This is a genomic window from Sphingosinicella sp. BN140058 (assembly GCF_004135585.1).
In the GTDB taxonomy this organism is placed as follows: domain Bacteria; phylum Pseudomonadota; class Alphaproteobacteria; order Sphingomonadales; family Sphingomonadaceae; genus Allosphingosinicella.
In genome coordinates this window covers 1,405,828-1,432,017 of sequence record NZ_CP035501.1, presented here as the reverse complement: position 1 = coordinate 1,432,017, position 26,190 = coordinate 1,405,828, and the positions used below count along the sequence as shown (strand labels likewise).

Here is a 26,190-nt window from a genome sequence, read left to right as displayed (position 1 = left end):
TAGTAGGGATTGCCAGTATGAACAGGATTTTCCTCGCGACCACCGCTGCGGCGCTCGCCGCCATCGGCACCATCGCCAACGCACAAACGACCGACACCCAGACCAGTCCGCCAGCCGACACCAGCAGCGGCACGGCCACGCCGACGGACACGCAGACTCCGCCCGCGAACGATCCGGCAGCGACGGATCCGGCAGCGACCGGGGCCGGCACCGCGGCGCCGGACAGCAGCCAGACGCCGGACACGGCCCAGCCGCCGGCCGAGCCGACCGACACGTCGACCAGCGAAGCTTCGGAAGCGACGCCGGACTCGCAGAGCGCCGACACCGGCAAGAAGTCCAAGAAGAGCAAGCGCCCTCGCTAAGCGCGGCTTTGGGAGGTGCCGCGTGAAACGCGGCGCCTCCTCTCGTTTTGCATCATCATCCTTCGTCCGCCGATCTGAAGCCGTGACCTCCCGATCTCCATTCTCCGACATCGATCTCGAGCGTGCCGTCCGCGAAAGTGAAGATGCAATTGCACGCGCCACCCTGATGGTCCGAAACTCGCGCGAGTTCCTCCTTGTCATGAAGAAAGCAGGAGAGCCCGCCGTGCCCGACGGGCACGACTCGCCTTCGGCCGTCGACCCGATCAGCACGATCGAATAAGCACGAAGCAAAGCCTCCGGCGAGGGCATATGGATCAGGACCTCGAAAGTCTCGACAGAGCTCAGCTGATCGCGGAGATCATACGGCTCCGAACCGGCATCCGAGCCCATCGCGACAGCAGCGGCCACGATCTGTGCTGGCACCATCCGCAATTATGGGGCTTGTTGCCCGAACCCATCCCCGGCCCGATCGCAGTGCCGGAATGGCCGCAATTCCTGCGCGGCTGCGTCAAATACCGGGAATCGCTCGATCGCGAGCGGCCGGACGCAGAGCGAATCACGGCCGAGCATCAGGGCTAGGAAGACACCGCGCCTCCACCTTGGATCCGGATTTTCAGGCAGCGCGCGATCATCTCGCCGACGCTCGCGAAGCGACCGGTGACCTCTCCCGAGATCTTGTCGCGCAGCGTGGGATTGGCACCATCGAGATCGACGGTGAGCAGATCGAGATCGGTGTCGCCGAGCACGACGTAGGCGTCGTGTCCCGGCCCTTCTCGCCAGAGCCGGTTGGCGGCGATCAGCCCCTGCCAGAACCTGCCGGGTCCCGGCGCATGTGCGTCCTGAACGGCGCCGTAGAGAACGAGTCCATCGTGATCGAGACCGCTGGTCCGCGACAAGAAGGCGGCATAGTCGTCGGAAAGGGCGGCGCCGAACGCCTCCCGGAGCATCTCCCGCAAACGCCGGATCTGGTCCGGCGAAGCCGGCGCCTGCCATGCTTCCCCGTGGGCGACCTTCTCCGCCCGGATCTGCGCGATCATGTCGTCCATCGGCCGCTGTCCCGCGTGTATAGATCGAGGTCTAGTCGGGTAGGCGCGAACCATCGAGCAGGCCGATCGCATTGCCAAGCCGACGCAGCGCCTTTTCAGCCGTCTCGCCGTTCAGGATCTGCGTCGCCCGCGCTGCGAGTTCGCGGGCGCGCTCTAGAAACAGGGCGCGTGCGCGGCCTTCCAGCGGCCGGTAGGATGCGTTGCGAGGCACCGCAAAGGTCATGCCGGCGTTGATGCCCGGACGATCGGCGTTGGCCGGCAGTCGTGCCAGAGTGTTCGAGATCGACGCACTCGCCTCCATCAGCTCGACAGACGTCCGCATCAACAGCCGCTGCTCGCCGGCGTCGGCGATGCTGAAGGTTTGGGAAAGAACGCTCAGCATCATCCCGTAAATGGCGTTGGCGAGATCGAGATGGCCGGCGGCTTCCGGCTCGGTGATCCACAATCGTTCCGCCGGATCGATCGGCCGCCGCATCACCGGATCATGGGCGGCCGGCCAGGCGGGCGTGAAGCCCGGATCGACGGCGTGCAGCGCCTGCCATTCGGCCCGAATGGTCCGGAAGCGATCGAAATGGCTGTCGACGCCTTCGCCGCCCGACGAGCCTTCGCCTTCTTCCTTGATCTGGCGAATCGCCGACAGCGCCGTTTCGAGGTCCGTCACCCGCGGAATGTTGGGGAGCTTGATCAGCTCCGAATCCATCTGGGCGCGACCAGCGGGATCGATCAGCGTGCTCTCCCCGAGATGTTCGACCAACGTGCAGAACCCGGTCGCGATCGAATCATAGAGTGCCCCGACGGTGGGATAATCCTGCGCTGACGGGGTGACGCCCTCGATCGCCACTTCGCGTTCCTCGCCGCTCGGCTCGAATCCTTCGGCGTCGCGCATCGCCATGCCTTCGGGCCGCTCGAGAAAGATGAAATGATCGAGTGTCGCGGCATCGAAAGGGGTCAAGCGGACGACCACATCGGCCGGATGATAGCCCGGCGCGACCGGGAAATTGGAGCGGTCGAAATGCGGCGCGCCGCCGATCGCAATCAGCAGATTGTTGACGCAGGCGAGATGCGCCATCTCCTCGAGCGCGATCTTGAGGATGGTCTTGCGCCAGCGTTCGACCGCTTCGCCTTGCGCATCATCGAGGCCGGGCTCCCCGGCTCGCTTCATGCTGAACACCGCGTAGAGATAGGAGCACAAAAGATTGTGCTCGATCTCGGCCGCTTCGGTGAGCGTGTGGATCAGCTGCTCGCGTGTCTCGATCATGTAAATCCCCCGGATGGACGAGCCGGAACGCGTCGTCGCTGCCAACGATCCTTCAGCCGTGCCGGGTATCGGCAGGTGCGTTGATCTCCGCCGTCGGCTCGGCCATGGCGCAAGCGGGAGAAGCGGCATGACCATATGGCCCATCGAAAGCGTCAGCACCGGCGCCCTCGGCCCGCTCGGCCCGGATGGGCTTTCGAGCGGCATCGCGAAGCAGGGTCGCGCCGGCGTCGTGGCGCTCTCGAAGCTCGGATTGCAGGGTGATGCCCAGGGTGATCGTAAGCACCATGGCGGACCGGACAAGGCCGTTCATCATTATCCGCGGGACCATTACCGGGCCTGGCGCTCTGAACTCGGCGATCACGCGCTGCTCGCAGGATCGGCCGCGTTCGGCGAGAACATCGCCACGTTCGGGGTGACCGAAGCAGAGGTGGCGATCGGTGACAAATTCCGCCTGGGCAGCGCCATCGTGGAGATCTCGCAGGGACGGCTGCCATGCTATCGCGTAGACCTGCGCTTCGAGCGGCGCGGCACGGCCCTGCGAATGCAGGAGACCGGGCGGACCGGCTGGTATTACCGGGTGCTGGAGGCGGGGGACGTCGCGCCCGGCGACAACCTCATCCGACTGGATCGGGTTGCACCCGAATGGACGCTCGAGCGCATCCGCCGCATCCTGTTCGTCGACATGCTCGATCTCGGCGATCTTCGAGCCCTGGCCGGCCTCGCTTTGCTTCCGGAAAGCTGGCGTCGCATCGCCGAGCAGAGACTGATTACCGGTCAGGTCGAGGACTGGACACCGCGCCTGGCGGGAGCGTGACGTCTCGCCAGCGGTCGATCTGCGCACCGGATCGTTGAAAAAGCGCTTGTTCGGCCGCTTGCTCTCTGCCCTAATCGCCGTCGTCAGGAGACCAGATGGCAAGCCGCTCGGCGATTTCGGAACGATTGCTCACGCTGCTCGCCGCACCCGGGTCGGGTGAGGCGCTGCTGGCAAGTCCGACGGGCGACAGCCTGTCGGCTCCGCGAAGCGGGGCAACATATCGGGTTGCCGATGGTATCCCGATCATTGTCGCGCCCGACACCGTGGGGCACATAAGCGGCGAAGAGGATTTCATCGGCCGCTACGATGACCTGCTGCGGACCGATCGCACGCGCGCGCTCTACGGAGACAGCGGCTATTACAATGTCGGTTACCGCCCCGCCGGCGCACTGACGTTGACCGAGGCATGCGAGCAGCTGGTGGACGAGCTCGCCGCCGCCATTCCGCACGATCCGGCCACCATCCTCGATGTCGGCAGCGGCATCGGCGCGGCCACGGCTCGGCTGATCGCGCGATTTCCGACCGCGACCGTCGTCGCCGTCAACCTCTCCGCTTGGCAGCTGGATCAGGCGCGCCAGCGCGGCGTGACCTTCGCTGTCGCGGGGGACGCGGCGCGCCTGCCGTTCCGCGATGGTGCCGTGGATGCGATCTTTTCGTGCGAAGCCGCCCAGCATTTCGAAACGCGGGCCGATTTCCTCCGAGAGGCTTTACGGGTGTTGCGACCCGGCGGCACGCTGACGATCGCGGACATGCTGATCCGCGATGTCGAGCGGTTCGGAAGCTGGATGCTGCCGCCGGAGAATGCAGTGGCTTCGCCGCAAGCCTATCGTGAGATCGTGCGCGCGGCCGGGTTCGACGATGTCCTCGTCCGCGACGAGACCGAGCGCACCTGGCTGCCCTTTTGCAGCGAGATGGAGCGCGCCTTCGATGCCCCGCCGGAGCGGCTCCGCTCGCTGCGGGACTCGGTTTCGGCCTACGTGCTCGCCTCGGCCCGCAAGCCGCTCCAGCATTCGGACCCCGGCCCCTGTTCCGCCGCCAGCGAGTGACCGGTTCGCGGCGCCCGATGCCGGCGGCGTCAGCGGGCCAAGTGCCGGACCTCGCCGCGCCGGCCGCCCTGGTTGATCATCATGCCTACTACCGGCTTCTACGCCGAGAGGGCCCGGTCCATTACCTGCCACGACAGGGCTTCTGGCTCGTTCTCGATCACGCCGCGGTGAAGCAGGCGCTGGACCGAGCGGACCTTTTTTCCAGCGCGCCCTACGAGGAGATCGACGCGATCCTTCTGGCGGCGGGGCCGCCCCGTCACCGGGAGGTTCGCCGACGCGTCGCCGGGCTGTTCACCGCCGAACGGATGCGCCGGCTCGTCGACATCGCCTCCGCCACTGCGGCAACCAGCATCGCCCGACAATTCGACGTCGTCGCCGACTATGGCGTGCCGATCAGTTACGCCGTCGCCGCCGAACTGATCGGCTTCGACACGGCAGCATTCACGGTGGCGGCACAAAGCGCCCGGCAAACGGCCACGCTCGCGCGGGGCCATCTCACCTTGATCCGGACGCTCGACGGGCTGGCCGATGGCGCGCGTCTCTTTCCTTCGCTGATCGGCCTCGGCGCGTCGCCCGTCGAGGCCCGCGGCTTGATCCGGCTGTTGTGGCTGGCCTCGACGACGACCACCGAGAGGGTGATCACGCGCGCAGTCCTGACGCTGATCGAGCAACCGGATGTCCGATCGGCACTGATCACCGATCGCACCTTGCTGCCCGCCTTCCTGGACGAAGTGCTGCGGCTGCATCCGCCACAGCTCATGCTGCCCCGGCGCACCACCGTCGCCGCGTCGCTCGCGGGCATTTCGATCCGCGCCGACGCGGATGTCCGACTCTGCATCGCTGCCGCGAACCGCGATCCCACACTATTCGACGCGCCGGATCGACTGCTTTTGGATCGCCCGCCGCGGCTGCACTTCACCTTTGGGGCGGGTATTCATCGCTGTCTCGGAACGGCCTTGACTCGCAACCTGGTCGCGGCGGCGATCACTACCTTGCTCGATCGCATCCCGGACTTCGAGCTTGCTCGGCCGCTCGTTCCCACAGACCGCGTCGCCACCGCCATCGACCTGTATCAGACGCGGCTGCCGATCCGCGCGGGCTCCGCGCCGAGCCGGTCGGAACCGGTGGGTCAGTCAGCATAAGGATGTTCACCGCCGAGCGCGAGCGCGGCGAGAGCGCGGTCGATCACCCGTCCAGGCGTGCCATTTGGCCGCTCTTCCGGAGCGAAGGGCAGCAGCAACGCCTCGAGTTCCTCGACCACATCGAACAGCGCCTGCGGCGATAATGGCGGGCCGGTGCCCTCGAGATGCGCACGGGCGCGGTGACGAAGCGCTTCCTTGCGGACACACGCTTCGGCGCTGAACCGTCTCAGGCATACGCCGTAGCTGCCGTCGATCCACGAATTCCACTCTGCCGCGGCGGCAGAATCGGTTGCACCGGAATCGAAGCGACCCGCTGGAAAGCAGTGCGGGAAAGCGTAGGGCGCCAGTGGATCCGTCGCCACGCGCGCGGTAAAGCCGGCGTGGAAGTGGGCGCGGATTGTGGTTGCGGCATCGGCGGCGTTCCCACCCTGCGCTCGCGCGGCAAGGATCGCCCGTCGCGCCCACCAGATAGCAGCGGGAGCGTGGTACAGGTCCACCGATGCTGCCACGATCGCCGCTCGGTCCGCTGCGGGAGTCGATAGCGCACTCCACCAGCGTCCGTCCGCCGTCCGGCCATAAATCGCTCCCGGGATCGCCGCCGCGGCAATCAGTTCGTCCACCGCGCAGCCAGTTGGGAGGTGACGCTCGAAACCTGGACGGTCGAGAAACCAGCGGTTCATGTAACGCTTCATGTTCATGCACCCGCATTAGCCTCCCGCCGGATCGACGTTACGCTCACGGCCGAAGGAACGCGGCGGTTGACGGGCGAGACTTGGAATTCAGGATGACGATCGATGCAGACGCCCACCGACCACGGCCTCGGCCGCGAGACAGTGCATGCATGGCTCTCGGCCCGATCGATCGCCCGCGGGCTGCCGCAACCTTGTCCAGATCGCGGCGGCTACCGGGTCGACACCAATGCGGAGAGGGAAGTGGTTCGCTGGGTCTTTCCCGCACCTGCTCCAGGTCTCGTGCAACTCGGCAACGAGATCGTGGAGCCCCTTCATTTCCTGAAGTGCTGCTGCGCGGCAGAAAGATTGCGCGCGCTGCTTCCGGCGCGATGGCACGTCGATGGTCAAAGCTGGTTCATGCAAGGTGGAGGACCGCATGACCAGCGCCCGCTTCCCGCGGGCTACAGTCTCGAGACCGTCAGAGATGGCGCAGTCATTGCCGTGCGCGTGATGTCGGACGGCGCCAATGTGGCGGCGAGCGGATTTGCGGCTGAAACCGCGGACGCGTTCATCTACGATCGCATCCAAACGGCGCCCGATCACCGCCGCAGGGGCTTGGGACAGGCGGTGATGGCCGCGCTGCAACGCGCAAAATCTTCGCGAGACGCACCCGAACTGCTGGTCGCAAGCTCGGACGGCCGCGCGCTCTACACCAGGCTGGGCTGGCGCATCCTGTCGCCCTACAGCACCGCATCGATCCGCGAACGCCCCGGTGCTGGGCTCGTCCTCTGAGCCGGGGAAGGGGGGATCGCATCGCGAGGATCAGCCGCTCCGGCTCTTGCCGCGAGCCGGCCGCAGCAACGTTCGTGCTTGTGCCTGCGCATCGACGGCGGTGCGGCTGAACAGCATCGGCTTCATCTCGCCGCGGACCCAAGGGGTATAATGGTCGCGGTAATGGGCCGAGCGCGGATCGTTCGATTGCCCTGGCAGGTTGATCATCTGCGAATTGTCCCATTCTCCCACGTCGATGACCTGTAAATAGCTGGCGCCGCCGCTCACCGCCCAGCTCGGTGCGCTGCGCAGCCAGCGCGCCATCACCGTGAAGGAATCGCCGCCCGATCCTTCGCTCTCGATCGTCGGAAAGGCCGCGGCGATCGCGGGCAGCCGCGACAGCGGGTGCGCGATCCGCACCTTGTGGAGGCGCGCCCAGCGCCAGGAGGCGGGATCAGCGCCGAGCTCGGTCTCGGCCTGCCTCCAGGCGGCGGCAAGCGCATCGTCGAACAGCGCGTCCCGCACCGCGTCGGGATCGGCGCCGAGACGCGCATCGGGTTTCTCCAGCAGGCCGAGCAGCACCGATGGTGCGATCTCGTCGACCAGGTCCCGCGCTCGATCCGGTACGATCCGCGCGAGCATGCGATCGCCGAGATCACGCCAAAGAATTTCGAACAAGGCCGCGGCGCCGCTGTCGGCATCGATCCGCCCGTCCCAGCCGCGCAGCATGGCGATTGCCGGCGCGGCGGCAGCCGAAGCGCGCGACGGCAGCAGCGCAATCAGCTGCCGCGCCGGTGTCGAAAGGGTGTCGTGCTGCAGCTTGATGCTGTCGGCAAGGCTGTGCTTGGGTTGGGCGCTCAGCACGTCGACGATGCGGTCGTAGCGATAGGGATCGCGGAACGAGAAGGCCGGGATGCGGTCGCGCGGCCAGTTTGCGGGCAGATTGTTCTGGTTGGCCGAGGCGAACCAGCCCTTGGCCGGATTGTATTCGCTCGGCAGCGCGCGGAAGTCGCGCATCCCGGTCCAGTCGTAGCGGCCGTCGCCGGGCACCGGCATCAGCCCGTCGCCCCGGCGCCGCACCGGCACGAAGCCGATTACCTGCCAGCCGTGATTGCCGTCGACGTCGGCATAATGGAAGTTGGTCGGCGAGGGGTGGAAGCGGAACGCATCCTTCAGGCTCTGCCAGTCGCGTGCGAGATTGATCGCGATCATCGCGAACGCTCCGCTGCCGCCCGGCTGCAGCTCGATCGCTGCAAGCGCCGTTGCCCGGCGCTTCGCGGGATCGTGGGAGACCACGGGACCATGAATGGAAAAGCGCAGGACGGCATGGTTCGCCGGCGCCCCCTGCACCGGGATCGAGACCTCGGTACGATCGAACGTCTTCCACCCTTCGCCGTGCCGATAACGCTCGGGGTCAGCGGGATCGAGCTCGAGAACGAACAGATCCTCCTGATCGATGTGGAAATTCGTACGGCCGAAGGCAAAGCGGTCCGTATGTCCCTGCATGATCCCGGGAAGGCCCGGAGAGCCCGCGCCGATCACGTCGAGGCCGGGAGCAGTGAGATGCGCAACATGGCGCGGCCCGAAGCCGCCGATGCCGAGATGCGGATCGTTGGCCAAAATGGGCCGGCCGGTGGCGCTCCGGCTCGGCGCGATCGTCCAGGCATTGCTGCCGGCACTGGCACGGACCGAGGCATTCTCCGCCGGGTTGGCGGGTTCGGGCCCCGGCACGATCGATCCGAACGGCAGACTGCCACCGCGCAGTGCGCCAAGATCGGCGTCGCTGACGGCGGCGGCGTCCAGCCCCTCGGGGACGCGCAGCGGCCAGGCCGGGCGCAGGGGCGCGATCACTGCGTCCAGTTCGAGCAGGCCCATCCCCGCCAGTCTTGCGCGGCGAACCTCATCCTCGACGCTGCCGCCCTGAATGCCGCGGGCGAGCACCAGATCGTCCAGGGTCCACCGCAACGGCTGGACCTTCAGGATCGCATATTCGAGGGGCAGCAAGGCCGGATCGGCGAGCACCTCGTCGATGCGCGCATTGATCCCGGCGACATAGGCCCGTGCGCAGGCAACGATATTGCGCGGCACCCGCGCCAGCTCGGCCTCCAGGTCGCCGCGGAAGTGGAACAGGCGTGCGGTGGCATCGTGCGGCGCGAAATCGGCGCCGAACGCTTCGGCGAGCCGGCCGAGTTCCCGGCGATGGGCCAGGTCGATCTGGAAGAGGCGATCGCGGGCGACGACATAGCCTTGCCCGAAAAAGGCATCCGGGATCGAGCGTGCGCGGATGTGCGGCACGCCATGAGGATCGTCGATGATCTCGATCGGTGCCGAGAGACCGTGCACCGAAACCGTCTGGCCTGCGGTGGGCCGGACGGCGGCAGCGACGCCGTCCGCAGACGAGAGCGCCACGGCGGCGGCGGAACCGAGCAGGAAGGAGCGGCGATCGAGCATCAATGATATTCCACGTCCGTGACGACCAAGGCTAGCGTTCCCGCCGCGGACGCGTCACATCACAAAGGCTCGGGCGATCATAGGAAGAGGCTATGGCCACGTCATAGTCTGCGTCTATGGCCCAGCAAAGGATTGGAAGCCGAAGGGGATTGACGCTGCTCGGCACTGGCCTGCACCTTCCCCGGATTCCACTTTCAGGACATGGGCACGCAAGAGGCCGGCCGAAGGGGGAAGAAGCCGATGGACGGCAGGCTTCCCGATCCAGGGAATCCACGGCACCCAAGGGGGACATATGACCATTCGATCGACAGCTGGACGCCGCAAAGCTTCCTTCCTCGCCCTTTCCGGTTTGGCCGCGCTGACCATGGCAAGCGCAGCTTCGGCCCAGGAGGCGCAACCGGATGCCGAAGGCACCACCGCCGTCGAAGGCAGCGCTCAGCAAGATGAGTCTGTGACCACGGCTGCGCGAAGCGACGAGAATATCATCATCACCGGCACGCGCGTTGCCCGGGACGGCTACCAGGCGCCGACGCCCCTGACCGTGCTCACCCGCGACGATATTGAGAACAGCTCGCCCACCAACAACATCGCCGATTTCGTCAACCAGCTGCCGTCGCTCGCCGGTTCGACGCGGCCGTCCAACTCGCGCCTCAATCTCAGCAGCGGCCAAGCGGGCATTAACGCGCTGAACCTGCGCAACCTCGGCGAGGTCCGCACCCTCGTACTGCTCGACGGGCGTCGCTCGGTCGCCTCGACGATCACCGGGCTGGTCGACGTCAACACCATCCCGCAATTGCTGGTCGATCGGGTCGAAGTGGTCACTGGCGGTGCATCCGCGACCTACGGCTCGGACGCTGTCGGCGGCGTCGTCAACTTCATCCTCGACAAGAAGTTCGAGGGACTGAAGCTGCAGGCCGATGGTGGCATCACCACCTATGGCGATGGCTTCAACTATTCGGCCGGCCTTGCCGCGGGCAAGTCCTTCGCCGGTGGCCGCGGGCACGTCATTCTGAGCGGCGAAATCGCCCACCGCGACGGCATCTTCGAAGTCGACCGGGACTGGAACGCGACCGGTTACGTGCGCATCCAGAATCCCGCCTACAACGCCACCACCAACAGCAGCGTCCCGCAATTCCTGATTCGTCGCCAGGTGGGACCCACCAATTCCACTCCCGGCAGCATCATTCTCAATTCGGCCGGCGGGACTGCGAACCGGCTGCGCGGAATCTATTTCGGGCCCGGCGGCTCGGTGAACCAGTTCCGATATGGCGATCTTACCTTTCCATCACCCACGGGTTCGGCGCCGCCGACCCTCACGCAGGGCGGTGATTGGCAGGTCAACGATTCGGGTCGCCGGATCGGTCTCGACGCTGAGGATGATCGCCGCAGCCTGTTCGGCCGGATCAGCTTCGACGTCGCAGACGGGGTGACCCTGTTCGCGGAGGCCTCGTACAATTGGCAGGAAGTCCTGTTCAATGCGGGGCCGAACCTGGCTTCGACGACAAGCGCTCCGAGCCTTGCCAACGTGGGCGCCGGTTCCGCGGGATCGAGCACGCTCGCTGGCGACAACGCCTTCCTGATCCAGGCGCTTGGCGCGCAGCGTCTTGCCGGGATCACTGCGGTCACGATCGGTACGACCGCGGCCGATCTGCCGTTTCGTGCCGCGAACAACGTTCGCGAAGTGCAGCGTTACGTGATCGGAGCGGAAGGCGAATTCGAGCTGCTCGGGAAAGCGGCGCGTTGGGACGTATATGGTCAATATGGTCGTGCCGATCTGCGCGAGCAGCTTCGCAACATCATGCACACGCAACGGACCGCGCAGGCTGTCGACGCGGTATTCTCGGTGCCCGGGAACACGTCCAGCCCGATCGTCTGCCGGATCAATGCCGACGCCAATCCGAACAACAACGATCCCAATTGCGTACCGCTCAACCGACTCGGCATCGGCGTCGCCAATCCGGCCGCGATCGATTACATCCTTGGCGATCCCTATCGGGACGAGGTGGTCGAGCAGATCGTCACCGGTGCGAACTTCTCGTTCACGCCCTTCGCGACCTGGGCCGGGGACGTCAGCGTCGCCGTCGGCGGCGAATATCGCGAGGAGAAGATCAGGGGATTCGTCCCGGCCGAGTTCCAGCCGACGATCACGCCGAACCCGGCCGGAGGGGTGACCACTCTAAACGCCTGGTCAGTCGGCAATTACCTGCCGACGAATGGCAAGTACAATGTCAAGGAAGCCTATTTCGAGACCGTGGTGCCGCTTGGGCTCGGCCTCGAATTCAACGGCGCGGTTCGGGCAACCGATTATTCGAGCTCCGGCTATGTCACCACCTGGCGGGCCGGTGCTACCTGGCAGCCAATCCCGGACATCCGGCTCCGCGTGACCCGCTCGCACGACATTCGCGCGCCAAATCTGAACGAGTTGTTCCAGGCGGGCTCCTCGAACACCGATGCGGTGCGCAACCCGTTCTTCCCCGGATCGGGTCCGCTCGGCAATACCTATGGCTCGAGCATCTCTTATTCGGCAACCGCGACCGGCAATCCCAATCTGCGGCCCGAAAAGGCGGATAGCTGGAATGTCGGCGCTGTGGTGTCGCCCCGCTTCCTGCCGGGCTTCAGCGCTTCGGTCGATTACTTCCGGATCGAAATGGAGGACGTTATCGACTTCCTCACTGCCCAGAACATCGTCGACCGATGCTTCGAGGGCGTGCAGGAATATTGCGATGCGATCGTCCAGGATCCGAACAATGCGTCCCGCATCCTGCTGCGCAATCAGCCGTTCAATTTCGCCAGCAAGCTCGTCCGAGGCGTCGATTTCGAAGCCTCTTACCGGCAGCCGCTGGATAGCCTCTTCGCGGGCGCCAACGGCAACGTCACTCTTCGGGGCGTCGCCACGCGTTATATCGACAACATCACGGACACCGGCGTTCCAGGCTTCATTCCGCTCGATACGGTCGGCTTCAATGGCGGTCAGTATAGCACGCCGAAGTGGATCTACCGGTTCAGCGCAACCTACGATACGGATCGCTATGCGATAACCGGCGTGGCGCGCGGCGTCAGTGCCGGCAAATATCTGGCAGGCGTCATCGAGTGTCAGACGGATTGCCCGGTCTCGACCACGCAATTCCCGACGTATGACGACATCGACATCAAGGGCGCTTTCTACGTAGATCTGAATTTCACCGCCAAGTTCGACGCGCTCGGGCGGGGTAACGGAGAATTCTTCGTCAACATCACCAATTTGCTCGATGCGGACCCGATCCTGCTTCCGGAAACGGGTTTGGCGGCGAACAGCACCTACAGCGATCTGCTCGGCCGCGCTTTCCGGGCCGGCATTCGGCTTCGCTTTCGCTAGGGCCGTGCTGCCTTCGGCTTGGTCGAGCCGAAGGCAGTTGCGTGCAGACGTGCGGCTTCCCGCATACGGGCGGCTGCCGAGGGCCGGAAGGTGAGCAGATGAAGGCAGGCGATCGTGACTGACGCCGGTGTGGCCGCGCCGCCGGCCGTCCGGCCTGGCCTTGGTCGGCAGGCGCTCTATCTGCTGCTCGGCTTCTCGGCCGGCCTGCCTTTCTACATGTTCTCGACCATCCTCTCGCTGCGCCTGCAGGCGCACGGCGTCGGGCTGGTCGTGATCGGCTTCTTCGCTTGGGTGCAGTTGCTGCCCACCTTCAAATTCCTCTGGGCACCTTTGCTCGATCGCTACGACGTGCCGGGCTTCAGCCGCTTCTGGGGCAAGAGACGCGGCTGGATCATGCTGTCCCAGCTCGGCATCTTTGCCTCGATGGCGACAATGGGGCTCACGGCCTCGGACGACAGCCTCCCCATCACCGCCTTGTTCGCCGTCCTGCTCGCCTTCTGGACCACCACCCTCGAAGTTGCGGCGGACGCCTGGCGAATCGAACTGGCGCCGAACGCCGAGGAGCAGGGGCCGATCGCCGCGGCCAATCTGTGGGGCTACCGCACCGCCATGGTCGCGGCCGGCAGCGGCGCCTTGCTGATCGCGGATCAACCTGGCTGGGGCTGGACCGCCGCCTATCTCGGCATCGCCGCCGCCGCGTTCGCGGCCTTTCCGTTGCTGGTCGCCCTGCCGCGCGAGCCCGGACGGGACGGACGGCGGAGCATTGCCCTGGTCGCCGGTCTCGTCGTTAGCCTCATCATCCTGCTAGCCGCCGTCGCCGTGACCGCCGCGATCGGCTGGCTGCTGCTTGGCGCGGCCTCCGGGCTCGGCATCGGCGCGAAAAGCAACGTCACTCCTTATGTGCTTGCAGCGTGCATGCTGCCGTTCCTGATCATGGCCGCCGCCCTGCCCAAGATCCGCACGCTGCCGCCGACGTCACGCGCACGGCGCTCGGCAGCTATCGGCCCCTATGTCGATTTCTTCTGGCGCTACGGAACGATGGCCCTTGCTCTGCTCGCCTTCGTCTCCATCTATCGCATGGGCGACGTGCTCGCGCTCAACCTGTCGAAGCCGATGATCAAGCAGCTCGGTTATTCGCTGACCGAGATCGGCCGGGCGGACAGCTATGTCGCGCTGATCGCCAGTATCGCCGGAGTCGGTCTCGGCGGGTGGATGGCGGCGCGTTGGCCGCAGGCGCGCGCGCTGCCGATCGGTGCCGCCTTCGCCGCGCTCGGCAATTTCGGCTTCGTCTGGCTCGCCCACCAGCCGGTCAGCGAGGGCCTGCTCTACGTTGCGACCGCCGCCGACCAGTTCGGCAACGGCATGGCCGGGACCGTTTTCGTCGTCTATTTGTCGCTGCTGGTGAACCCGCGCTATCCCGGTGCTCAATATGCCTTCCTGTCCGGCTTCGCCTTCCTGCTTCCCCGCTTGCTCTCCGGCGCTGGCGGATCGATCGTCGAGCGCTTCGATCAGGCAGGCTATCGCGGCTTCGACATCTTCTTCCTTCTCTCCGGCGTGCTGAGCCTCGCCGCCTTGCTGTTCCTTCCGGTGATCGCCCGCGCGAGACCGCGTCCGAGCGATGAAGCCGCGCCATGATCTCGCGCGCATTCGCGCCGGCGCTGGCAGCGGTGGAATCCGGCCGCATTCCCGGCGCAACCCTCGGCATCGTCACGGCCGACGGTCGGCGCGCGATCCGCTGTGCCGGCATGGCCGCGCTGGTGCCTGAGCCGGAGTCGCTGACCGAAGACCATTGGTTCGATCTGGCTTCGGTGTCGAAGGTGATCGCCACCACGACGATGATCCTCACGCTTGCCGAGCAGGGCCGGCTCGATCTCGATCGGCCGCTCACCGACGCCATTCCCGATCTTCGGCAATATGACGTGACCGGCGCCGCGGAGCGCCGGCTGACCTTCCGCGATTGCCTCGCCCACGACACCTACCTGCCGGCGGTGGAGCCGATCTACACCTATGGCGACGATCCTGCCCGTCTTCGTGCCTTCGTGCTGCAGCGCGAATGGCGCCACGGGCCGCCGGTCTATTCGGACATCAACTTCATCCTGCTCGGCATCGCGGTCGAGCGGCTGACCGGCCGTCCGCTCTCCGATTGGCCGCTCGGCCCCGGGCTGGCCTACGGACCGCCGCCCGGCCCCGCGGTGGCGACCGAGGCGTGTCCCTGGCGCGGGCGCGTGATGAAGGGTGAGGTGCATGACGAAAATGCCTGGGCGCTGGGCGGCGCGCCCGGCCATGCCGGTCTGTTCGGCACCGTCGCCGGCGTGCTCGATTATGCCGGCGGGCTGCTCAACGGCACCGGCGCAAGCCCGGCCCTGCTCGCCGCCATCCGAACCTCCGTTCGTGCCGAGCGCACCTGCGGCTGGGAACGTCGCTTCGCCGGCTGGCACGGCGGCGATGCGTGCTCGGCGGAAACGATCGGCCATACCGGCTTCACCGGCACCGGCCTCTGGATCGACTTCGACCGCGGTCTCGCCTGGACCCTGCTCACCAACCGCGTGCATCCGACCCGACATCGCGAGACCGGGATCCTGGAACTGCGCAGGCAGACAGGGGACGCGGTGATCGCTGCGTTCGGCCGATAATCCCGAGATTCCGTTCGGGCTGAGCCCGTCGAAGCCCTCTTTTTCCCTTTCCGATCAATGTCTCGAAGGGGAAGGAAGGGGCTTCGACAGGCTCAGCCCGAACGGCTGTTGCGGCGGCATATGAAGCTCAATTCTCCTCTGCAACCAGCACCAAGGCCGCGTCGATCAGCCTGGTCGCGGCAACGTCCTCGGGCACATCGTTCGCGTAAGCCGAGAAGGTGAGGGTGCGGCCGCTCCTGGCGGTCAGATAGCCGGACAGCGCATTGGTCGCGTTGATCGTGCCGGTCTTGGCGAAGACCTTGCCCTGGAGCGGCGTGCCGCGGAAGCGGCGGCCGAGCGTGCCGTCGACGCCGCCGACCGGCAGCGTCTGGCGCCATTGCGTCCCCCAAGGCTGCGCAGCGATCCAGCGCAGCAGGCGGATCGTCGTGCGCGGCGCCACCCGGTTGTAGGTCGACATGCCCGATCCATCCGAAAAGTCCCAGCCGGTCCGGGGCACACCGGCCCGCTCCAGCATCGCCTGCAGGGCAGCGACGCCGTCGGCGATCGATCCGGTACCGTTCACCAGCGCCACCCGGCGCAGCATCAACTCGGCATGAAGATTCTGGCTGACCTTGTTGATGAGGACGAGGTCTTCGGTGACAGGCGGCGGCGTCAGGCGGGCGAGTGCCTCCGGCTCGGCCGGGCGAGCGATCGGCGCCGCTCCGCGTCGCTTGGGGTCGTCGCCGGGGCCGAGCGGGCGGTGGCGGACGTCGACCTTGCCGGTGACCCTTACCCCGCGCGCCTCGAGCAGGGCCTTGAACCGCCACGCCGCGAAATGGGCGGGATCGTCGATCCCCACCCGGACGATTTCGGGCTCGGCTCCGGCGGCGATCGTGCCGGAAAGGCGGAGCAGGCGGCTGTTCGGCATCCGCTCGGCGCTGAGGGCCGTTTCGCCGGAGGCGACGGTCACCGCGCGATTGTCGATGTCGTAATAAGGCAGGAGCTCGATCTTGGGCGGCGCGCCGGGGCTCGTCGCAACGACGCGGATCGCCAACTCGTTGTCGTCGAGCGTCAGCGCCGAAATGCCGGTGCCGTAGCGCGAAACGATGTTGTTCCAGCTCATGCCGGGGCTCCAGCGTTCGTCCGGGAACAGGCTGTCGTCGCCGACCACGTCGCGGACACGCTTCGTCCTCGCCGCCACGGCATCGGCAAGCGTGGCAAGGCAGTCGGAGACGCAGTCCGGCGCGCTCGACAGACGGGCATCGCCGTGGCCGCGCAGCACGACATCGGGCACGTCCTTGCCCTCCAGCCGCACCGAGGCGCCGCCGCTCTGGTCGGGCTGGTCGAGATCCTTGAGGATGGCGAACGCCGCGGCCGTGGTGAAGATCTTGGTGTTGGAGGCCGGAATGAAACGCTGGTCCGGATTGATCGCGATCAGCTCCCGCCCGTCCGCATCGGCCACGACCAGGCCGAACCTGGGGCCCGGCCCAGCCTCGGCGAGCTTGGCTTCGACGCGCTGCTGGAGTGGCTCTTTGGCGAGGGCAGGGGCGGCGAGGAATAGGAACAGGAGCGCGAGCGGCGCAGGACGGCGGGATCGTTGCATGCCCGAACCGTAGGGCGAACGCGCTGCGGGGCAAGCGTTTCGGCCATGCGCAGGTTTGGCCCGATCATAACGAATGCGCATCGGGCCCACGCCACTCTCGCTCCGTTCGAGCTGAGCTTGTCGAAGCTCCGTTCTTCTTGCTCGCGCCGAAGGGAAAGGAAGGGCTTCGACAGGCTCAGCCCGAACGGGGGGTGGTGTCTGGTTGCGCCATGTTCGTGTCCACTCGAGTGCGGAGAACCTCTTCGTCGAGCTCGCCCTCCCACCGCGCCACGGTCGTCGCCACCGTCAGGTTGGCGCTGGCGCTCGGCACCGTGCGGGTCATGTCGAGCAGGCGGTCGAACGGCAGGACGAAGCCGACCACCAGAGCCGTCTGCTCGGGCGCGATTCCGACCGCGGAGAGCACGGCGGCGAGCATGAACAGGGAAGCCGAGGGCACCGGGGCGGTGCCGAAGGCGGCGAGCGCCCCGGTCAGCAGGACCAGCGCATAGACGGTCGGAGTCATCGGCGTGCCGAACGCCTGCAGGCTGAACAGGCTGAGCAGGCCGACATACATTGCGGTCCCGTCCTTGCCGATGCTGGCGCCGAGCGGCAGCACGGTCGAATAGACCGGGCGCCCGACTCCAAGCTTCTGCTCTGCGATGCGCATCGCGACCGGCAAGGTTGCGGAGCTCGAGGCGGTGGAGAAAGCGACCACCATCGCATCGATGATGCTTCGGAAGAACCGGCCGACCGGCACCCGTGCCAGCACCTTCAGGATGACGCTGTGCACCAGCACGATCTGGATCGCCGAGCCAAGCACGACCGCGACGGCAAGCCAGCCGACGTTGACGAACACCTTGGCGCCGTTCGCCGCCACCGCCACCGCGATCAGCGCGAACACGCCGAAGGGGGTCGCTTCCATGACGATCCCGACGATCTTGAGCAGCACCGCCGACGCGGACTGGAGCAGTCCCGCGAGCGGCCGGCCGGCCTCTCCGGCAACCAAGGTCCCGACGCCGAGCAGGATCGCGACGAAGATGATCGCCAGCATGTCGCCCTTGGCGAGCGCGTCGAAGATGTTGGTCGGGACGATCCCGATCAACTGCTCATAGGGCGACGGTGGCGTGCCGAGTGCCTTTGCCGTTGCGCTGCCGAGCGGCGCCCCGACGCCCGGCCGCACCAGGGTTGCGACGGCCATGCCGACCGACACCGCGACGGCGGTGGTCAGCGCGAACAGGCCGATCGTGCGCGCGCCGAGGCCGCCGATCCGTTTGGGATCGCCCAGGGCGGTGATCCCGGAGGCGATCGTCACCAGCACGATCGGCACCACCAGCATGCGGATCGCGCGGACGAACAGGTCGCCCATGAACTGCACCGCCGGCGTCGCCTGCGGCCACAGCAGCGCGAAGACCAGGCCGAGCGCGAGCGCGCCGAGCACGCGCTTCCATAAGGGGATCGCGAACCAGGCCCTCAGCAAAGTCATGGACAGCGCCCGGGGGTCGGCCGGTGGGGCAGCGGCCGGCCGGCCGCGCCACCGGTCACTTCACCATTGTTCACCGCGAGCACGCCATTGACGAAGACGGCGCGCACGCCCGCCGAGAGCAAGGCGGGCTGTTCGTAGGTCGCGCGTGCGGCGAAGCGCTTGGGATCGAACAGGACGACGTCCGCGAACGCGCCCGCCCGCAAGCGCCCGCGGTCGGCGAGGCCGAACGTGTCGGCGGTGAGGGTCGCGCTGCGGTAGATGAAATCGCGCAGCGAGATCGTCTTCCGCTTCACCACATAGTTCGCATATTTGCGGGCAAAGCTGCCGTAGGAGCGGGGATGGCCGGTCGAGGCGTCGGATCCGGTCATCACCCACGGGCGGCGCATGAAGGCTTCGATGTCGGCCTCGATCTGGTTGAACGAGGCGACGGCGGGATCCTTCACCCGGATCACGGCAATGGCGGCCGCGATCGGGTCCTCGCCGCGTGATCTGGCGACGGCTTCGAGCGTCCTGCCGCGCTGCTCGCCCTCGGTGATCAGCAACGCGCCCGCCATCCCGCGGCGGCGCAGATTCTCCGTCATGTCGGCGCGCAGCCGTGCCGCCAGGGCCGGATCGTCGAACCGCTTCAGCATCGCCGCACGGCCACCGTCCTGCGCCCAGAGGGGGACGAGCGACGCGACCAGGCTCGTGCCCGATGCCGACCAGGGATATTGGTCGGCGGTGACCTTCTGCCCGGCCGCCTGCGCCCGCTCGATCCGCGCGATGATCGCCGGCGCCTGGCCGTGGACGTCGACTCCGAGCGCCTTGATGTGGGAGATGTGGACCGGCATTCCGGCCTCGCGGCCGATGTCGAGCGCTTCCTGCACGGCCGCGGCGAGGCCGATCGTGTAGGAGGATTCGTCGCGAAGGTGGCTGTCATAGACGCCGCCGCGAATCGCAGCCTCCCGCGCCAGGGCAACGATTTCGTCCGTCTTCGCGAAGCTCTGGGGCGCGTAGAACAATCCGGTCGAGAAGCCGAGCGCGCCCTTGCACATCGCACCCGCGACCAGCGCCTTCATGCGCTGGAGCTCCTCGGCGGTGGGGGCGCGGTCCGCCTCTCCGATCACCTTCTTGCGCACCGGATCGAGGCCGACATAAGCGGCATAATTGATCCCGACCGGCTTCGACGAAGCGCTCCCCAGCACCTTGCCGAGATCCGGATCGCCGCCGCCGTCATTGCCGATGAGGGCGGTGGTGACGCCCTGGGTCAGGAAACCCGGGATAAGCCGCGTCGCCGGATCGTCCGAGGCGAGCTGCGCCCCGGCATGGGTGTGCGGATCGATGAAGCCGGGGGCGACGACCAAGCCGCGCGCGTCGATGGTCCGCCGTGCCGTGACCTTCAGGTGCGGACCCACAAGGCTGATCCGGTCGCCCGAAATTGCGACATCGCCGGTGAACGGCGCCGCGTCTCCGGTGTAGATCGTACCACCGCGGATCAGCAGGTCGACCGTCTCCCGTGCCGGCGCCGCGCCGAGGCTCAGGCCAGCCGCGGCGATCAGCAGACCGGCATGTCGCACTCTCATTCCGTTCCCCAGAAACCCGTCGCCGGCGCAAGCAGATAGCCGTCTTCGTCCCGCACGCCGTCGGCCCGATCCTCGGCGAGCCAGATCGGACCGTCAAGGTCGACGAAGTCCGACAGCCCGGCGATGTGAAGCGCCGGCGCGATCGACAGCGACGAGCTCACCATGCAGCCGGTCATCAGCCCGAGGCCGAGTGCACGCGCGGCCTTCGCCGCCTGCAGGGCGCCGGTCAGACCGCCGCTCTTGTCGAGCTTGACGTTGACCATCTGATACCGGGCCGCGACCGTCTCGAGATCGTCGACAGTGTGGAAGCTTTCGTCGGCGCAGATCGGAACCGCAGGTTCGAACCCCTCCAGCCACGCATCCTCGCCGGCCGGCACCGGCTGTTCGAGCAGGTCTATCCAGCAGTCGGTGAGCAGCTTTTGCAGGCGCTCGACCATGGCCTGATCCCAGCTTTCGTTGGGATCGACGATCATCCGCGCCGCCGGTGCCGCCTGACGCACCACGCGGATCTGCGCTTCGGGGGCGATCGCGTCGACCTTCACCTTGATCACCGGAGCGTGTGCGATCGCGGCGGCGGCCTCCGCCATCTTGTCGGGCGTGTCGATCACCACCGTCAGGGCGCTCGCGATCCGCGCCGGGACGGCGGCGCCGGTGATCGTGGCGACGCTGCGCCCGCGCTGCCGCGCCTCCAGGTCCCAGAGCGCGCAATCGAGCGCGTTGCGGGCGGCGCCCGGGCCGAGCGCGGTCATCAGCCCCTTGCGATCGACCCCTGCCTCGATCAGCGGCCGCACGTCCTCGATCGCGGCGAGCGCGCTTTCGACGCTCTCGCCGTAGCGCGGATAGGGAACGCCCTCGCCGCGGCCGATCTTGCCGCCCTGCCGCACCGTCACCGTGATCACGTCCGCGGCGGTCTTGACGCCGCGGGCGATCCGGAACGGGTGGGTTAGTGCGAAGCGGTCGTGCTGCGCGTCGAGATATCGGTGCATAGCAAACGGTCGAGAATGGGTTCGACGCCGAAGGCGATCGGATCGGTGCAGGGCAAGGCCAGCCGGTCCTGCGTCGCGGCGCAAAGGCGAAGGGCGGCGTCGCGGTCCATGCCTGAGGTGTTGAGGCAGATGCCGACCGCACGCACGCCGGGGCTGGTCAGCCGTGCCGCCTCGAGATTTCGCTCCAGGCAGAGGCCGAGATCGGGCAACGCCCGGCCGGGGATGCCGCGCATGTGCGGACGGGCCGGATCGTGGCAGAGAACCAGGGCTTCCGGCTGTGCGCCGTGCAGCAGGCCGAGCGAAACTCCGGCGAAGGAGGGGTGGAAGAGCGAGCCCTGACCCTCGATCAGGTCCCAGCCGTCGTCGTCGCGGGCCTCGGACAGTTGCTCGATCGCGCCCGATATGAAGTCGGCGACGACGGCGTCGACCGCAACACCGGCCCCGGCGATCAGGATGCCGGTCTGGCCCGTCGCGCGGAAGTCGGCAGCGACACCGCGTGCCTGCAGCCCGCGGGCGAGGGCGAGGGTCGCATACATCTTGCCCACCGAGCAGTCGGTGCCGACGGTGAGCAGGCGATGGCCGGCCCGCGGCGTGCCCTTGCCGACAGAGAGGCCGCGTGGCGGCTCGCGGACATCGAACAATTGCAGGCCGCTGCGCTGGGCTATCGACGCCAGCTCCGGCTGGTCGCGCAGGCGCTCGTGCAGCCCGGCGGCCACGTTCAGGCCCGCCTCCAGCCCGGCTTTCGCATCGGCGATCAGCTCGGCCGGCAGCTTGCCGCCGGCACCCGCAATTCCGAGTACCAGGGTTTTCGCCCCGGCTGCGACCGCTTCCGCCATCGTCATCCGCGGCAGGCCCAGGGTGAGAGGGGAATCGTCATGGCGAAATTCGCCGACGCAATCCTCGCGGCGGAATTCGGCGAGGCCGCGGGACGTCTTGATGCCGAGCGCGTCCGCGCTGTGGCCGAGATAGAGGAGGAAAGGTGCCGGTATCATGTGGCCGAGAGCCTATCCACGCACCGGAGCCGCAACGAATAGCGAGTTCGGGCGCGGCCATAACCTTCCGTTATGGAGTGTCGAGCACCCGGGTCAGCGTCTTCAGGAAGTCGTTGGCCAGCGCGCCGGGCGGGCGGTTGATCAGGAACATCGCGTAGATATCGAACGCGATGCGCGGTTTGAGCGGCCGCATCGACAGTCCCGGCGCAAGGCACGCCTGGGCGGTGAAGCTGTCGACGACGGTCATGCCCACGCCCTGGCGGACGAGCGCGCTGGCGATGTAGAAGGTGCGCGCCGAGACCATCTCGTCCAGCTCGATCTCCAGTCGCTGCAGCTCCTGGGTGAACAACTGGCCGATCGGCCCGCTTGCGGCGACGCTGATGAACTTGCGGCCGCACAGGCGCTCGAGCTCGACGCTCGGCGGCGCGTCGGGCATGTCCTCCTCCCGGTAGAGCACGACGAGCTCGCCCTCGCCGACCCAGCGGTGGGCGATCGGCGCCGCCGGCGGCACCTGATAGGCGATCGCGACATCGGTTTCGCGCTCGTACAGCTTCCTCAGCAGATCGTCGTGATGAACGGTCTGCAGGTCGAAGCGGACGTTTTCATGGCTCTTGAGGAACAGCGAGACCGCGGTCGGAAGTGCATCGAGCGCCAGAGAGGGCAAGGCGGAGACGCGCAGCATCCCGTCCGCCCCGCGCCGCAGGTTACGCGCCGCCTCGCGCAATGCATGGACCCGATCCTGGATTTCGCTCACTTCGCTGAACAGGGTGTGGGCGTCGTGGGTCGGGATCAGGCCGCCGCCATTGGTGCGCTGGAACAGCTGGAAGCCGAGCAGGGTCTCGGCGTGGCGCAGCATTTTCGACACGGACGGCTGCGACACGTTGAGCGCCCGGGCCGCGGCGGTGACCGAGCCGTTGACGTAGACCGCGTGGAAGATCTCGATGTGGCGAAGATTCATGGCGGAGAGCCTAGCGCGTTCGGCCCCGCCTGTCTCAGCCCTCCTTTTCGACGGCGCGGGTACGGGCCAGCAGGATCGCGCCGTCGAGCGCGTCGCCCAATGGTTCGCTCAGCCGTTCGCGGATGCTCGCCGCCAGCCAGTCCCGCATCCGCGCGGCGACGCCGCCCATCAGGCAGCAGCTCGGCGCCCCCCGATCGAGCAGCACCCGGATCAACCGGTCGAGCCGGCGCGCGGCGGCCTGGACGATCGGCTCCGCCACCGCGTCGCCTTCTCCGGCGCGGTCCATCACCATCGGCGCGAAGGCGGCATAGTCGGTCGCGGTCGCCCGGGCCGTCCAGTCGACGATCTCGCCGGCCGAGCCGTGAAAATAGGCCAGCACGTCGTCGGTCATCGGGCTTGGCGGAATGCGCCCATCGCGCGCCCACAAGGATTGCCGGATCGCGCGCAGGCCGAGATCGGCGCCGCTGCCTTCGTCGGACACGGGGAAGCCGTAGCCGCCGATCGTGGTGATGTCGTCTCCCACCCGTGCGAAGCCGATGCTGCCGGTGCCGACGATGACGATCGCGCCGTCGCCGCCGGCATGGGCGCCAAGGTTGGCGATCGCGGCGTCGCTGGCGAAAGCGATCGATCGGAACGGGAAATGATGCTCCTGCAGGCCGGGCAGGACGCCGCGGCGGTTGAGCCCGGCAATGCCGAGGCCGGCGCGGATCGACGCTAGATCGCCTTCGTCGAGACCGGCCTCGGACATCGCCTGCAGCGCCGCCGCCTGCACGGCGTCGATCGCCAGGTCGAGCCCGATCCGCGCATTGGCAGGGCCAGCCTCGCCAGTGCCGACGATCTCGCCGCCGGCCGTGACCAGCCGCGCCCTGGTGTGCGAGCCGCCCGCATCAATTCCGAGGAAATAATCCATATCTGCGAACTTGACCCCGCGGCGGTGCTGCTCGGATGGTGTCCGGCCTTGCCATTATAGGCCGGGAACGCCGTGGAACAGGAGCTTTTCACATGTCGACCGAGCTGATCAGCGCCCGCTTCGCCGATCTCGACCTCTGGCCGAGCCAGGATGCGGTGCAGGCGATGCTGGAAGGCCAGCTCGCTGCCGTTGCCGCGGTCCAGTCGCAAACTTCGGCGATCGCGGCCGCCGCGGACGCCGCTGCAGGGCGCTTGCGCGGTGGCCGCGGCCGGCTGATCTATGCCGGCGCCGGCACATCGGGACGGCTCGCGGTGCTCGACGGCGTCGAGCTCGCGCCGACCTATGATTGGGGCGCAGAGCGGACCGGCTTTGCGCTGGCGGGCGGCATGGCGGCGCTGACCGTCAGCGTCGAGGGTGCCGAAGACGATGCGACGGCGGGAGAAGCCGCAATCCGCGCTCTCAACCCGACCGCGGAGGATGTCGTCATCGGCGTCGCCGCCAGCGGCCGAACGCCGTATACGGTCGCAGCAGTGCGCGCGGGTGACGCGGCGGGTGCGCTCACCGTCGGCATCGCCAGCAACGCTGGGACGCCGCTGCTGGCGGCGGCTGCGCATCCGATCCTGCTCGACACCGGCGCCGAGGTGGTCGCGGGCTCCACCCGGATGAAGGCGGGCACCGCCCAGAAGATCGCGCTCAACCTGCTGTCGAGCACGATCATGCTCCGCCTCGGCCGGGTCTATCGCGGGCTGATGGTCGACATGCGTCTGTCCAACCGCAAGCTGCGCGATCGGGCGGTGACGATGGTTTCCGAGATCAGCGGCGTTAGCCGGCCGAAGGCGGAGGCTGCGCTGGAACGCGCCGGCGGCCGCATCAAGCCCGCCGCCCTGGTCGCGCTCGGCGTCGATCCCGCCGCCGCGGCGACGATCCTGCGGGATTGCGGCGACGATCTTCGACAGGCCCTCGAACGGTTTCAGGCCGACACGGGAGTGGAAGCATGACCCCGCTCCGACGTGCCGACCTGCCGACACCCGCTCTGGTGCTCGATCTGCCCGCCTTAGAGCGCAACGTCGCGGCGATGGCGGCATGGGCGCGCGACAAGGGCGTCGCGCTTCGTCCGCATTCGAAAACCCACAAGAGCGGTGAGATTGCGCGGCGCCAGCGCGCTGCCGGCGCCGTCGGCATCTGCTGCGCCAAGCTCGGCGAGGCTGAGGCGCTCGCGGCCGACGGAATCGACGACATCCTGATCACGTCTCCCGTCGTGCCAGGACAGGCGGTCGAACGGCTCGCCCGCCTCGCCCGCACGATCCCGCGCCTCGCGGTCGTCGTCGACCATCCGGACAATGTCGATCGGATCGCGGAGGCGGTCGGCGACGGCGGCATCGACGTCATGGTCGACATCGATCCCGGCGCCCACCGCACCGGGGTCGCTTCGGCCTCGGCTGCCGTCGCACTCGCCGGGCGGATCGCCGCCTCGGGGGGGCTGCGCTACCGCGGTGTCCAATATTATTGCGGAACCCTCCAGCACGTGACCGCCGCCGGCGATCGCCGCACCGCCTTGGCCGAGCGAGCCGACTATCTGCGCACGATTCTCGCCGCGCTCGCTGCTGCCGGCTTGCCGGCCGAGACGGTCACCGGCGGCGGCACCGGCAGCTTCGCGATCGACGCCGAGCTTGGCGTGCTGAACGAGTTTCAGGTCGGTTCCTACATCTTCATGGACCGCGAATATCGCGACTGCGAGGTCGTCGGCCCCACGTTCGAGCAGGCGCTGGCAATCGACACGCGGGTGATCAGCGTCAACACGCCGGGACGGGTGACGATCGACGCCGGCCTCAAGGCGATGGCGACCGACGCCGGAGCTCCGGTCGTCTTGTCGGGCACCGATCCCGCTTCGCGCTACGTCTTCATGGGCGACGAGCACGGCATGCTGATCACGCCCTGCGGCGGCAGCGATCCTGGACTCGGCGATCTGGTCACCCTGGTGCCGCCGCATTGCGATCCCACCGTCAACCTCTACGACCGCTACGTCGTGGTGAAGGGCGATGCCGTGGTCGCCTTCTGGCCGGTGACGGCGCGGGGGCGATCCGCCTGATCGTGTTTGCCATCACCGTCGCATCAACCCCATTTCCTCAACCAGGGCCGTGGGTTAAGGTCCCCTGACAAGCACAACCGATCGGCGCCTTTCGGGTGAC

The 26,190-nt window shown here is 67.5% G+C and carries 23 protein-coding genes; 12 read left to right on the top strand and 11 right to left on the bottom strand.

Translation table 11 applies throughout. From position 1 onward, the window contains the following. Window positions 1-17 precede the first annotated feature (17 nt). Genes ETR14_RS06450 through ETR14_RS06440 form a run of 3 tightly spaced genes read left to right on the top strand, consistent with a single transcriptional unit; the run spans window position 18 to window position 941 of the window. On the top strand, window positions 18-362 hold the full coding sequence (locus ETR14_RS06450; protein WP_129383897.1) for a hypothetical protein: 345 nt from the start codon (window positions 18-20) through the stop codon (window positions 360-362). A gap of 22 nt (window positions 363-384) precedes the next feature. Further along, entirely contained in the window at window positions 385-642 is a 258-nt protein-coding gene (locus ETR14_RS06445; RefSeq protein ID WP_129383896.1) for a hypothetical protein, read from the top strand. Between the two features lie 29 nt (window positions 643-671). Further along, the gene (locus ETR14_RS06440; protein ID WP_129383895.1) at window positions 672-941 is read left to right on the top strand and encodes a hypothetical protein; all 270 of its coding nucleotides are present in this window, start codon (window positions 672-674) and stop codon (window positions 939-941) included. Here ETR14_RS06440 and ETR14_RS06435 read toward each other — a convergent pair. Both ETR14_RS06435 and ETR14_RS06430 read right to left on the bottom strand, forming a co-directional pair. Beyond that, complete coding sequence (locus ETR14_RS06435; RefSeq protein WP_129383894.1) at window positions 938-1,408, bottom strand: YrhA family protein; 471 nt, start codon at window positions 1,406-1,408, stop codon at window positions 938-940. The genes ETR14_RS06440 and ETR14_RS06435 overlap by 4 nt on opposite strands. A gap of 31 nt (window positions 1,409-1,439) precedes the next feature. Further along, window positions 1,440-2,666, bottom strand: a complete 1,227-nt coding sequence (locus ETR14_RS06430) for a ferritin-like domain-containing protein (RefSeq protein WP_165356343.1) — start codon at window positions 2,664-2,666, stop codon at window positions 1,440-1,442. 127 nt (window positions 2,667-2,793) lie between these two features. Here ETR14_RS06430 and ETR14_RS06425 point away from each other — a divergent pair, with 127 nt between their 5' ends. The 3 genes from ETR14_RS06425 (at window position 2,794) to ETR14_RS06415 (ending at window position 5,668) form a co-directional block, all read left to right on the top strand. After that, window positions 2,794-3,480 (top strand): MOSC domain-containing protein, encoded by a 687-nt coding sequence (locus ETR14_RS06425; protein WP_129383892.1) that lies wholly within the window; start codon window positions 2,794-2,796, stop codon window positions 3,478-3,480. Window positions 3,481-3,575: 95 nt separating this feature from the next. After that, window positions 3,576-4,526, top strand: coding sequence for a class I SAM-dependent methyltransferase (locus tag ETR14_RS06420; protein WP_129383891.1), 951 nt, complete (start codon window positions 3,576-3,578; stop codon window positions 4,524-4,526). A gap of 41 nt (window positions 4,527-4,567) precedes the next feature. After that, a complete protein-coding gene (locus ETR14_RS06415) occupies window positions 4,568-5,668 on the top strand; it encodes a cytochrome P450 (RefSeq protein WP_165356342.1) in 1,101 nt (366 codons plus the stop codon). Here ETR14_RS06415 and ETR14_RS06410 read toward each other — a convergent pair. Continuing rightward, a complete protein-coding gene (locus ETR14_RS06410; protein WP_165356341.1) occupies window positions 5,656-6,360 on the bottom strand; it encodes a DUF6058 family natural product biosynthesis protein in 705 nt (234 codons plus the stop codon). The two genes, ETR14_RS06415 and ETR14_RS06410, sit on opposite strands and share 13 nt — an antisense overlap. Window positions 6,361-6,462: 102 nt before the next feature. Between ETR14_RS06410 and ETR14_RS06405 the strand changes: the two genes are divergently transcribed. Continuing rightward, window positions 6,463-7,131 (top strand): GNAT family N-acetyltransferase, encoded by a 669-nt coding sequence (locus tag ETR14_RS06405; protein WP_129383888.1) that lies wholly within the window; start codon window positions 6,463-6,465, stop codon window positions 7,129-7,131. A 30-nt stretch (window positions 7,132-7,161) separates the two neighbouring features. Here the strand turns inward: ETR14_RS06405 and ETR14_RS06400 are convergent, their stop codons facing one another. Then, window positions 7,162-9,561 (bottom strand): penicillin acylase family protein, encoded by a 2,400-nt coding sequence (locus ETR14_RS06400; RefSeq protein ID WP_129383887.1) that lies wholly within the window; start codon window positions 9,559-9,561, stop codon window positions 7,162-7,164. 292 nt (window positions 9,562-9,853) lie between these two features. Here ETR14_RS06400 and ETR14_RS06395 point away from each other — a divergent pair, with 292 nt between their 5' ends. The 3 genes from ETR14_RS06395 to ETR14_RS06385 all read left to right on the top strand — a co-directional run bounded on the left by ETR14_RS06395 (window position 9,854) and on the right by ETR14_RS06385 (window position 15,549). Further along, the gene (locus ETR14_RS06395) at window positions 9,854-12,916 is read left to right on the top strand and encodes a TonB-dependent siderophore receptor (protein WP_129383886.1); all 3,063 of its coding nucleotides are present in this window, start codon (window positions 9,854-9,856) and stop codon (window positions 12,914-12,916) included. A 114-nt stretch (window positions 12,917-13,030) separates the two neighbouring features. After that, window positions 13,031-14,551: an MFS transporter gene (locus ETR14_RS06390; RefSeq protein WP_243455790.1), complete on the top strand. Its 1,521-nt coding sequence runs from the start codon at window positions 13,031-13,033 to the stop codon at window positions 14,549-14,551. Continuing rightward, on the top strand, window positions 14,548-15,549 hold the full coding sequence (locus ETR14_RS06385) for a serine hydrolase (protein WP_129383885.1): 1,002 nt from the start codon (window positions 14,548-14,550) through the stop codon (window positions 15,547-15,549). Before ETR14_RS06390 ends, ETR14_RS06385 begins: the two co-directional genes overlap by 4 nt. 127 nt (window positions 15,550-15,676) lie before the next feature. Here ETR14_RS06385 and dacB read toward each other — a convergent pair whose 3' ends face one another. From dacB to ETR14_RS06350, 7 genes are all read right to left on the bottom strand, one after another. After that, the gene (dacB, locus tag ETR14_RS06380; RefSeq protein ID WP_129383884.1) at window positions 15,677-17,131 is read right to left on the bottom strand and encodes a D-alanyl-D-alanine carboxypeptidase/D-alanyl-D-alanine-endopeptidase; all 1,455 of its coding nucleotides are present in this window, start codon (window positions 17,129-17,131) and stop codon (window positions 15,677-15,679) included. 175 nt (window positions 17,132-17,306) lie between these two features. Next, window positions 17,307-18,593 (bottom strand): dicarboxylate/amino acid:cation symporter, encoded by a 1,287-nt coding sequence (locus tag ETR14_RS06375; RefSeq protein WP_129383883.1) that lies wholly within the window; start codon window positions 18,591-18,593, stop codon window positions 17,307-17,309. Then, on the bottom strand, window positions 18,590-20,155 hold the full coding sequence (locus ETR14_RS06370) for an amidohydrolase family protein (RefSeq protein WP_129383882.1): 1,566 nt from the start codon (window positions 20,153-20,155) through the stop codon (window positions 18,590-18,592). The genes ETR14_RS06375 and ETR14_RS06370 overlap by 4 nt, the downstream gene beginning before the upstream one ends. Beyond that, complete coding sequence (gene dgcA / locus ETR14_RS06365) at window positions 20,152-21,141, bottom strand: N-acetyl-D-Glu racemase DgcA (protein ID WP_129383881.1); 990 nt, start codon at window positions 21,139-21,141, stop codon at window positions 20,152-20,154. Before dgcA ends, ETR14_RS06370 begins: the two co-directional genes overlap by 4 nt. Beyond that, on the bottom strand, window positions 21,099-22,133 hold the full coding sequence (dgcN, locus tag ETR14_RS06360; RefSeq protein WP_129383880.1) for an N-acetyltransferase DgcN: 1,035 nt from the start codon (window positions 22,131-22,133) through the stop codon (window positions 21,099-21,101). Before dgcN ends, dgcA begins: the two co-directional genes overlap by 43 nt. A 70-nt stretch (window positions 22,134-22,203) precedes the next feature. After that, entirely contained in the window at window positions 22,204-23,091 is an 888-nt protein-coding gene (locus ETR14_RS06355) for a LysR family transcriptional regulator (protein ID WP_129383879.1), read from the bottom strand. 34 nt (window positions 23,092-23,125) lie between these two features. Continuing rightward, complete coding sequence (locus ETR14_RS06350) at window positions 23,126-24,001, bottom strand: BadF/BadG/BcrA/BcrD ATPase family protein (RefSeq protein WP_129383878.1); 876 nt, start codon at window positions 23,999-24,001, stop codon at window positions 23,126-23,128. 92 nt (window positions 24,002-24,093) lie between these two features. Here ETR14_RS06350 and ETR14_RS06345 point away from each other — a divergent pair, with 92 nt between their 5' ends. Further along, a complete protein-coding gene (locus ETR14_RS06345; RefSeq protein ID WP_129383877.1) occupies window positions 24,094-24,999 on the top strand; it encodes an N-acetylmuramic acid 6-phosphate etherase in 906 nt (301 codons plus the stop codon). Continuing rightward, window positions 24,996-26,090 carry a DSD1 family PLP-dependent enzyme gene (locus ETR14_RS06340; RefSeq protein ID WP_129383876.1) on the top strand — a complete coding sequence of 365 codons (1,095 nt, stop codon included), beginning with the start codon at window positions 24,996-24,998 and terminating at the stop codon, window positions 26,088-26,090. The genes ETR14_RS06345 and ETR14_RS06340 overlap by 4 nt, the downstream gene beginning before the upstream one ends. The last annotated feature ends 100 nt before the right edge of the window (window positions 26,091-26,190 follow it).

What these genes read in the sequence shown, in the direction of transcription:
- ETR14_RS06355 (WP_129383879.1), bottom strand. Translation starts at nt 23,091, where the DNA reads ATGAATCTTCGCCACATCGAGATCTTCCACGCGGTCTACGTCAACGGC.
- ETR14_RS06440 (WP_129383895.1), top strand. Translation starts at nt 672, where the DNA reads ATGGATCAGGACCTCGAAAGTCTCGACAGAGCTCAGCTGATCGCGGAG.
- ETR14_RS06430 (WP_165356343.1), bottom strand. Translation starts at nt 2,666, where the DNA reads ATGATCGAGACACGCGAGCAGCTGATCCACACGCTCACCGAAGCGGCC.
- ETR14_RS06340 (WP_129383876.1), top strand. Translation starts at nt 24,996, where the DNA reads ATGACCCCGCTCCGACGTGCCGACCTGCCGACACCCGCTCTGGTGCTC.
- ETR14_RS06350 (WP_129383878.1), bottom strand. Translation starts at nt 24,001, where the DNA reads ATGGATTATTTCCTCGGAATTGATGCGGGCGGCTCGCACACCAGGGCG.
- ETR14_RS06385 (WP_129383885.1), top strand. Translation starts at nt 14,548, where the DNA reads ATGATCTCGCGCGCATTCGCGCCGGCGCTGGCAGCGGTGGAATCCGGC.
- dacB (WP_129383884.1), bottom strand. Translation starts at nt 17,131, where the DNA reads ATGCAACGATCCCGCCGTCCTGCGCCGCTCGCGCTCCTGTTCCTATTC.
- ETR14_RS06435 (WP_129383894.1), bottom strand. Translation starts at nt 1,408, where the DNA reads ATGGACGACATGATCGCGCAGATCCGGGCGGAGAAGGTCGCCCACGGG.
- ETR14_RS06345 (WP_129383877.1), top strand. Translation starts at nt 24,094, where the DNA reads ATGTCGACCGAGCTGATCAGCGCCCGCTTCGCCGATCTCGACCTCTGG.
- dgcA (WP_129383881.1), bottom strand. Translation starts at nt 21,141, where the DNA reads ATGCACCGATATCTCGACGCGCAGCACGACCGCTTCGCACTAACCCAC.
- ETR14_RS06400 (WP_129383887.1), bottom strand. Translation starts at nt 9,561, where the DNA reads ATGCTCGATCGCCGCTCCTTCCTGCTCGGTTCCGCCGCCGCCGTGGCG.
- ETR14_RS06375 (WP_129383883.1), bottom strand. Translation starts at nt 18,593, where the DNA reads ATGACTTTGCTGAGGGCCTGGTTCGCGATCCCCTTATGGAAGCGCGTG.
- ETR14_RS06395 (WP_129383886.1), top strand. Translation starts at nt 9,854, where the DNA reads ATGACCATTCGATCGACAGCTGGACGCCGCAAAGCTTCCTTCCTCGCC.
- ETR14_RS06405 (WP_129383888.1), top strand. Translation starts at nt 6,463, where the DNA reads ATGCAGACGCCCACCGACCACGGCCTCGGCCGCGAGACAGTGCATGCA.
- ETR14_RS06410 (WP_165356341.1), bottom strand. Translation starts at nt 6,360, where the DNA reads ATGAAGCGTTACATGAACCGCTGGTTTCTCGACCGTCCAGGTTTCGAG.
- ETR14_RS06450 (WP_129383897.1), top strand. Translation starts at nt 18, where the DNA reads ATGAACAGGATTTTCCTCGCGACCACCGCTGCGGCGCTCGCCGCCATC.
- ETR14_RS06370 (WP_129383882.1), bottom strand. Translation starts at nt 20,155, where the DNA reads ATGAGAGTGCGACATGCCGGTCTGCTGATCGCCGCGGCTGGCCTGAGC.
- dgcN (WP_129383880.1), bottom strand. Translation starts at nt 22,133, where the DNA reads ATGATACCGGCACCTTTCCTCCTCTATCTCGGCCACAGCGCGGACGCG.
- ETR14_RS06420 (WP_129383891.1), top strand. Translation starts at nt 3,576, where the DNA reads ATGGCAAGCCGCTCGGCGATTTCGGAACGATTGCTCACGCTGCTCGCC.
- ETR14_RS06425 (WP_129383892.1), top strand. Translation starts at nt 2,794, where the DNA reads ATGACCATATGGCCCATCGAAAGCGTCAGCACCGGCGCCCTCGGCCCG.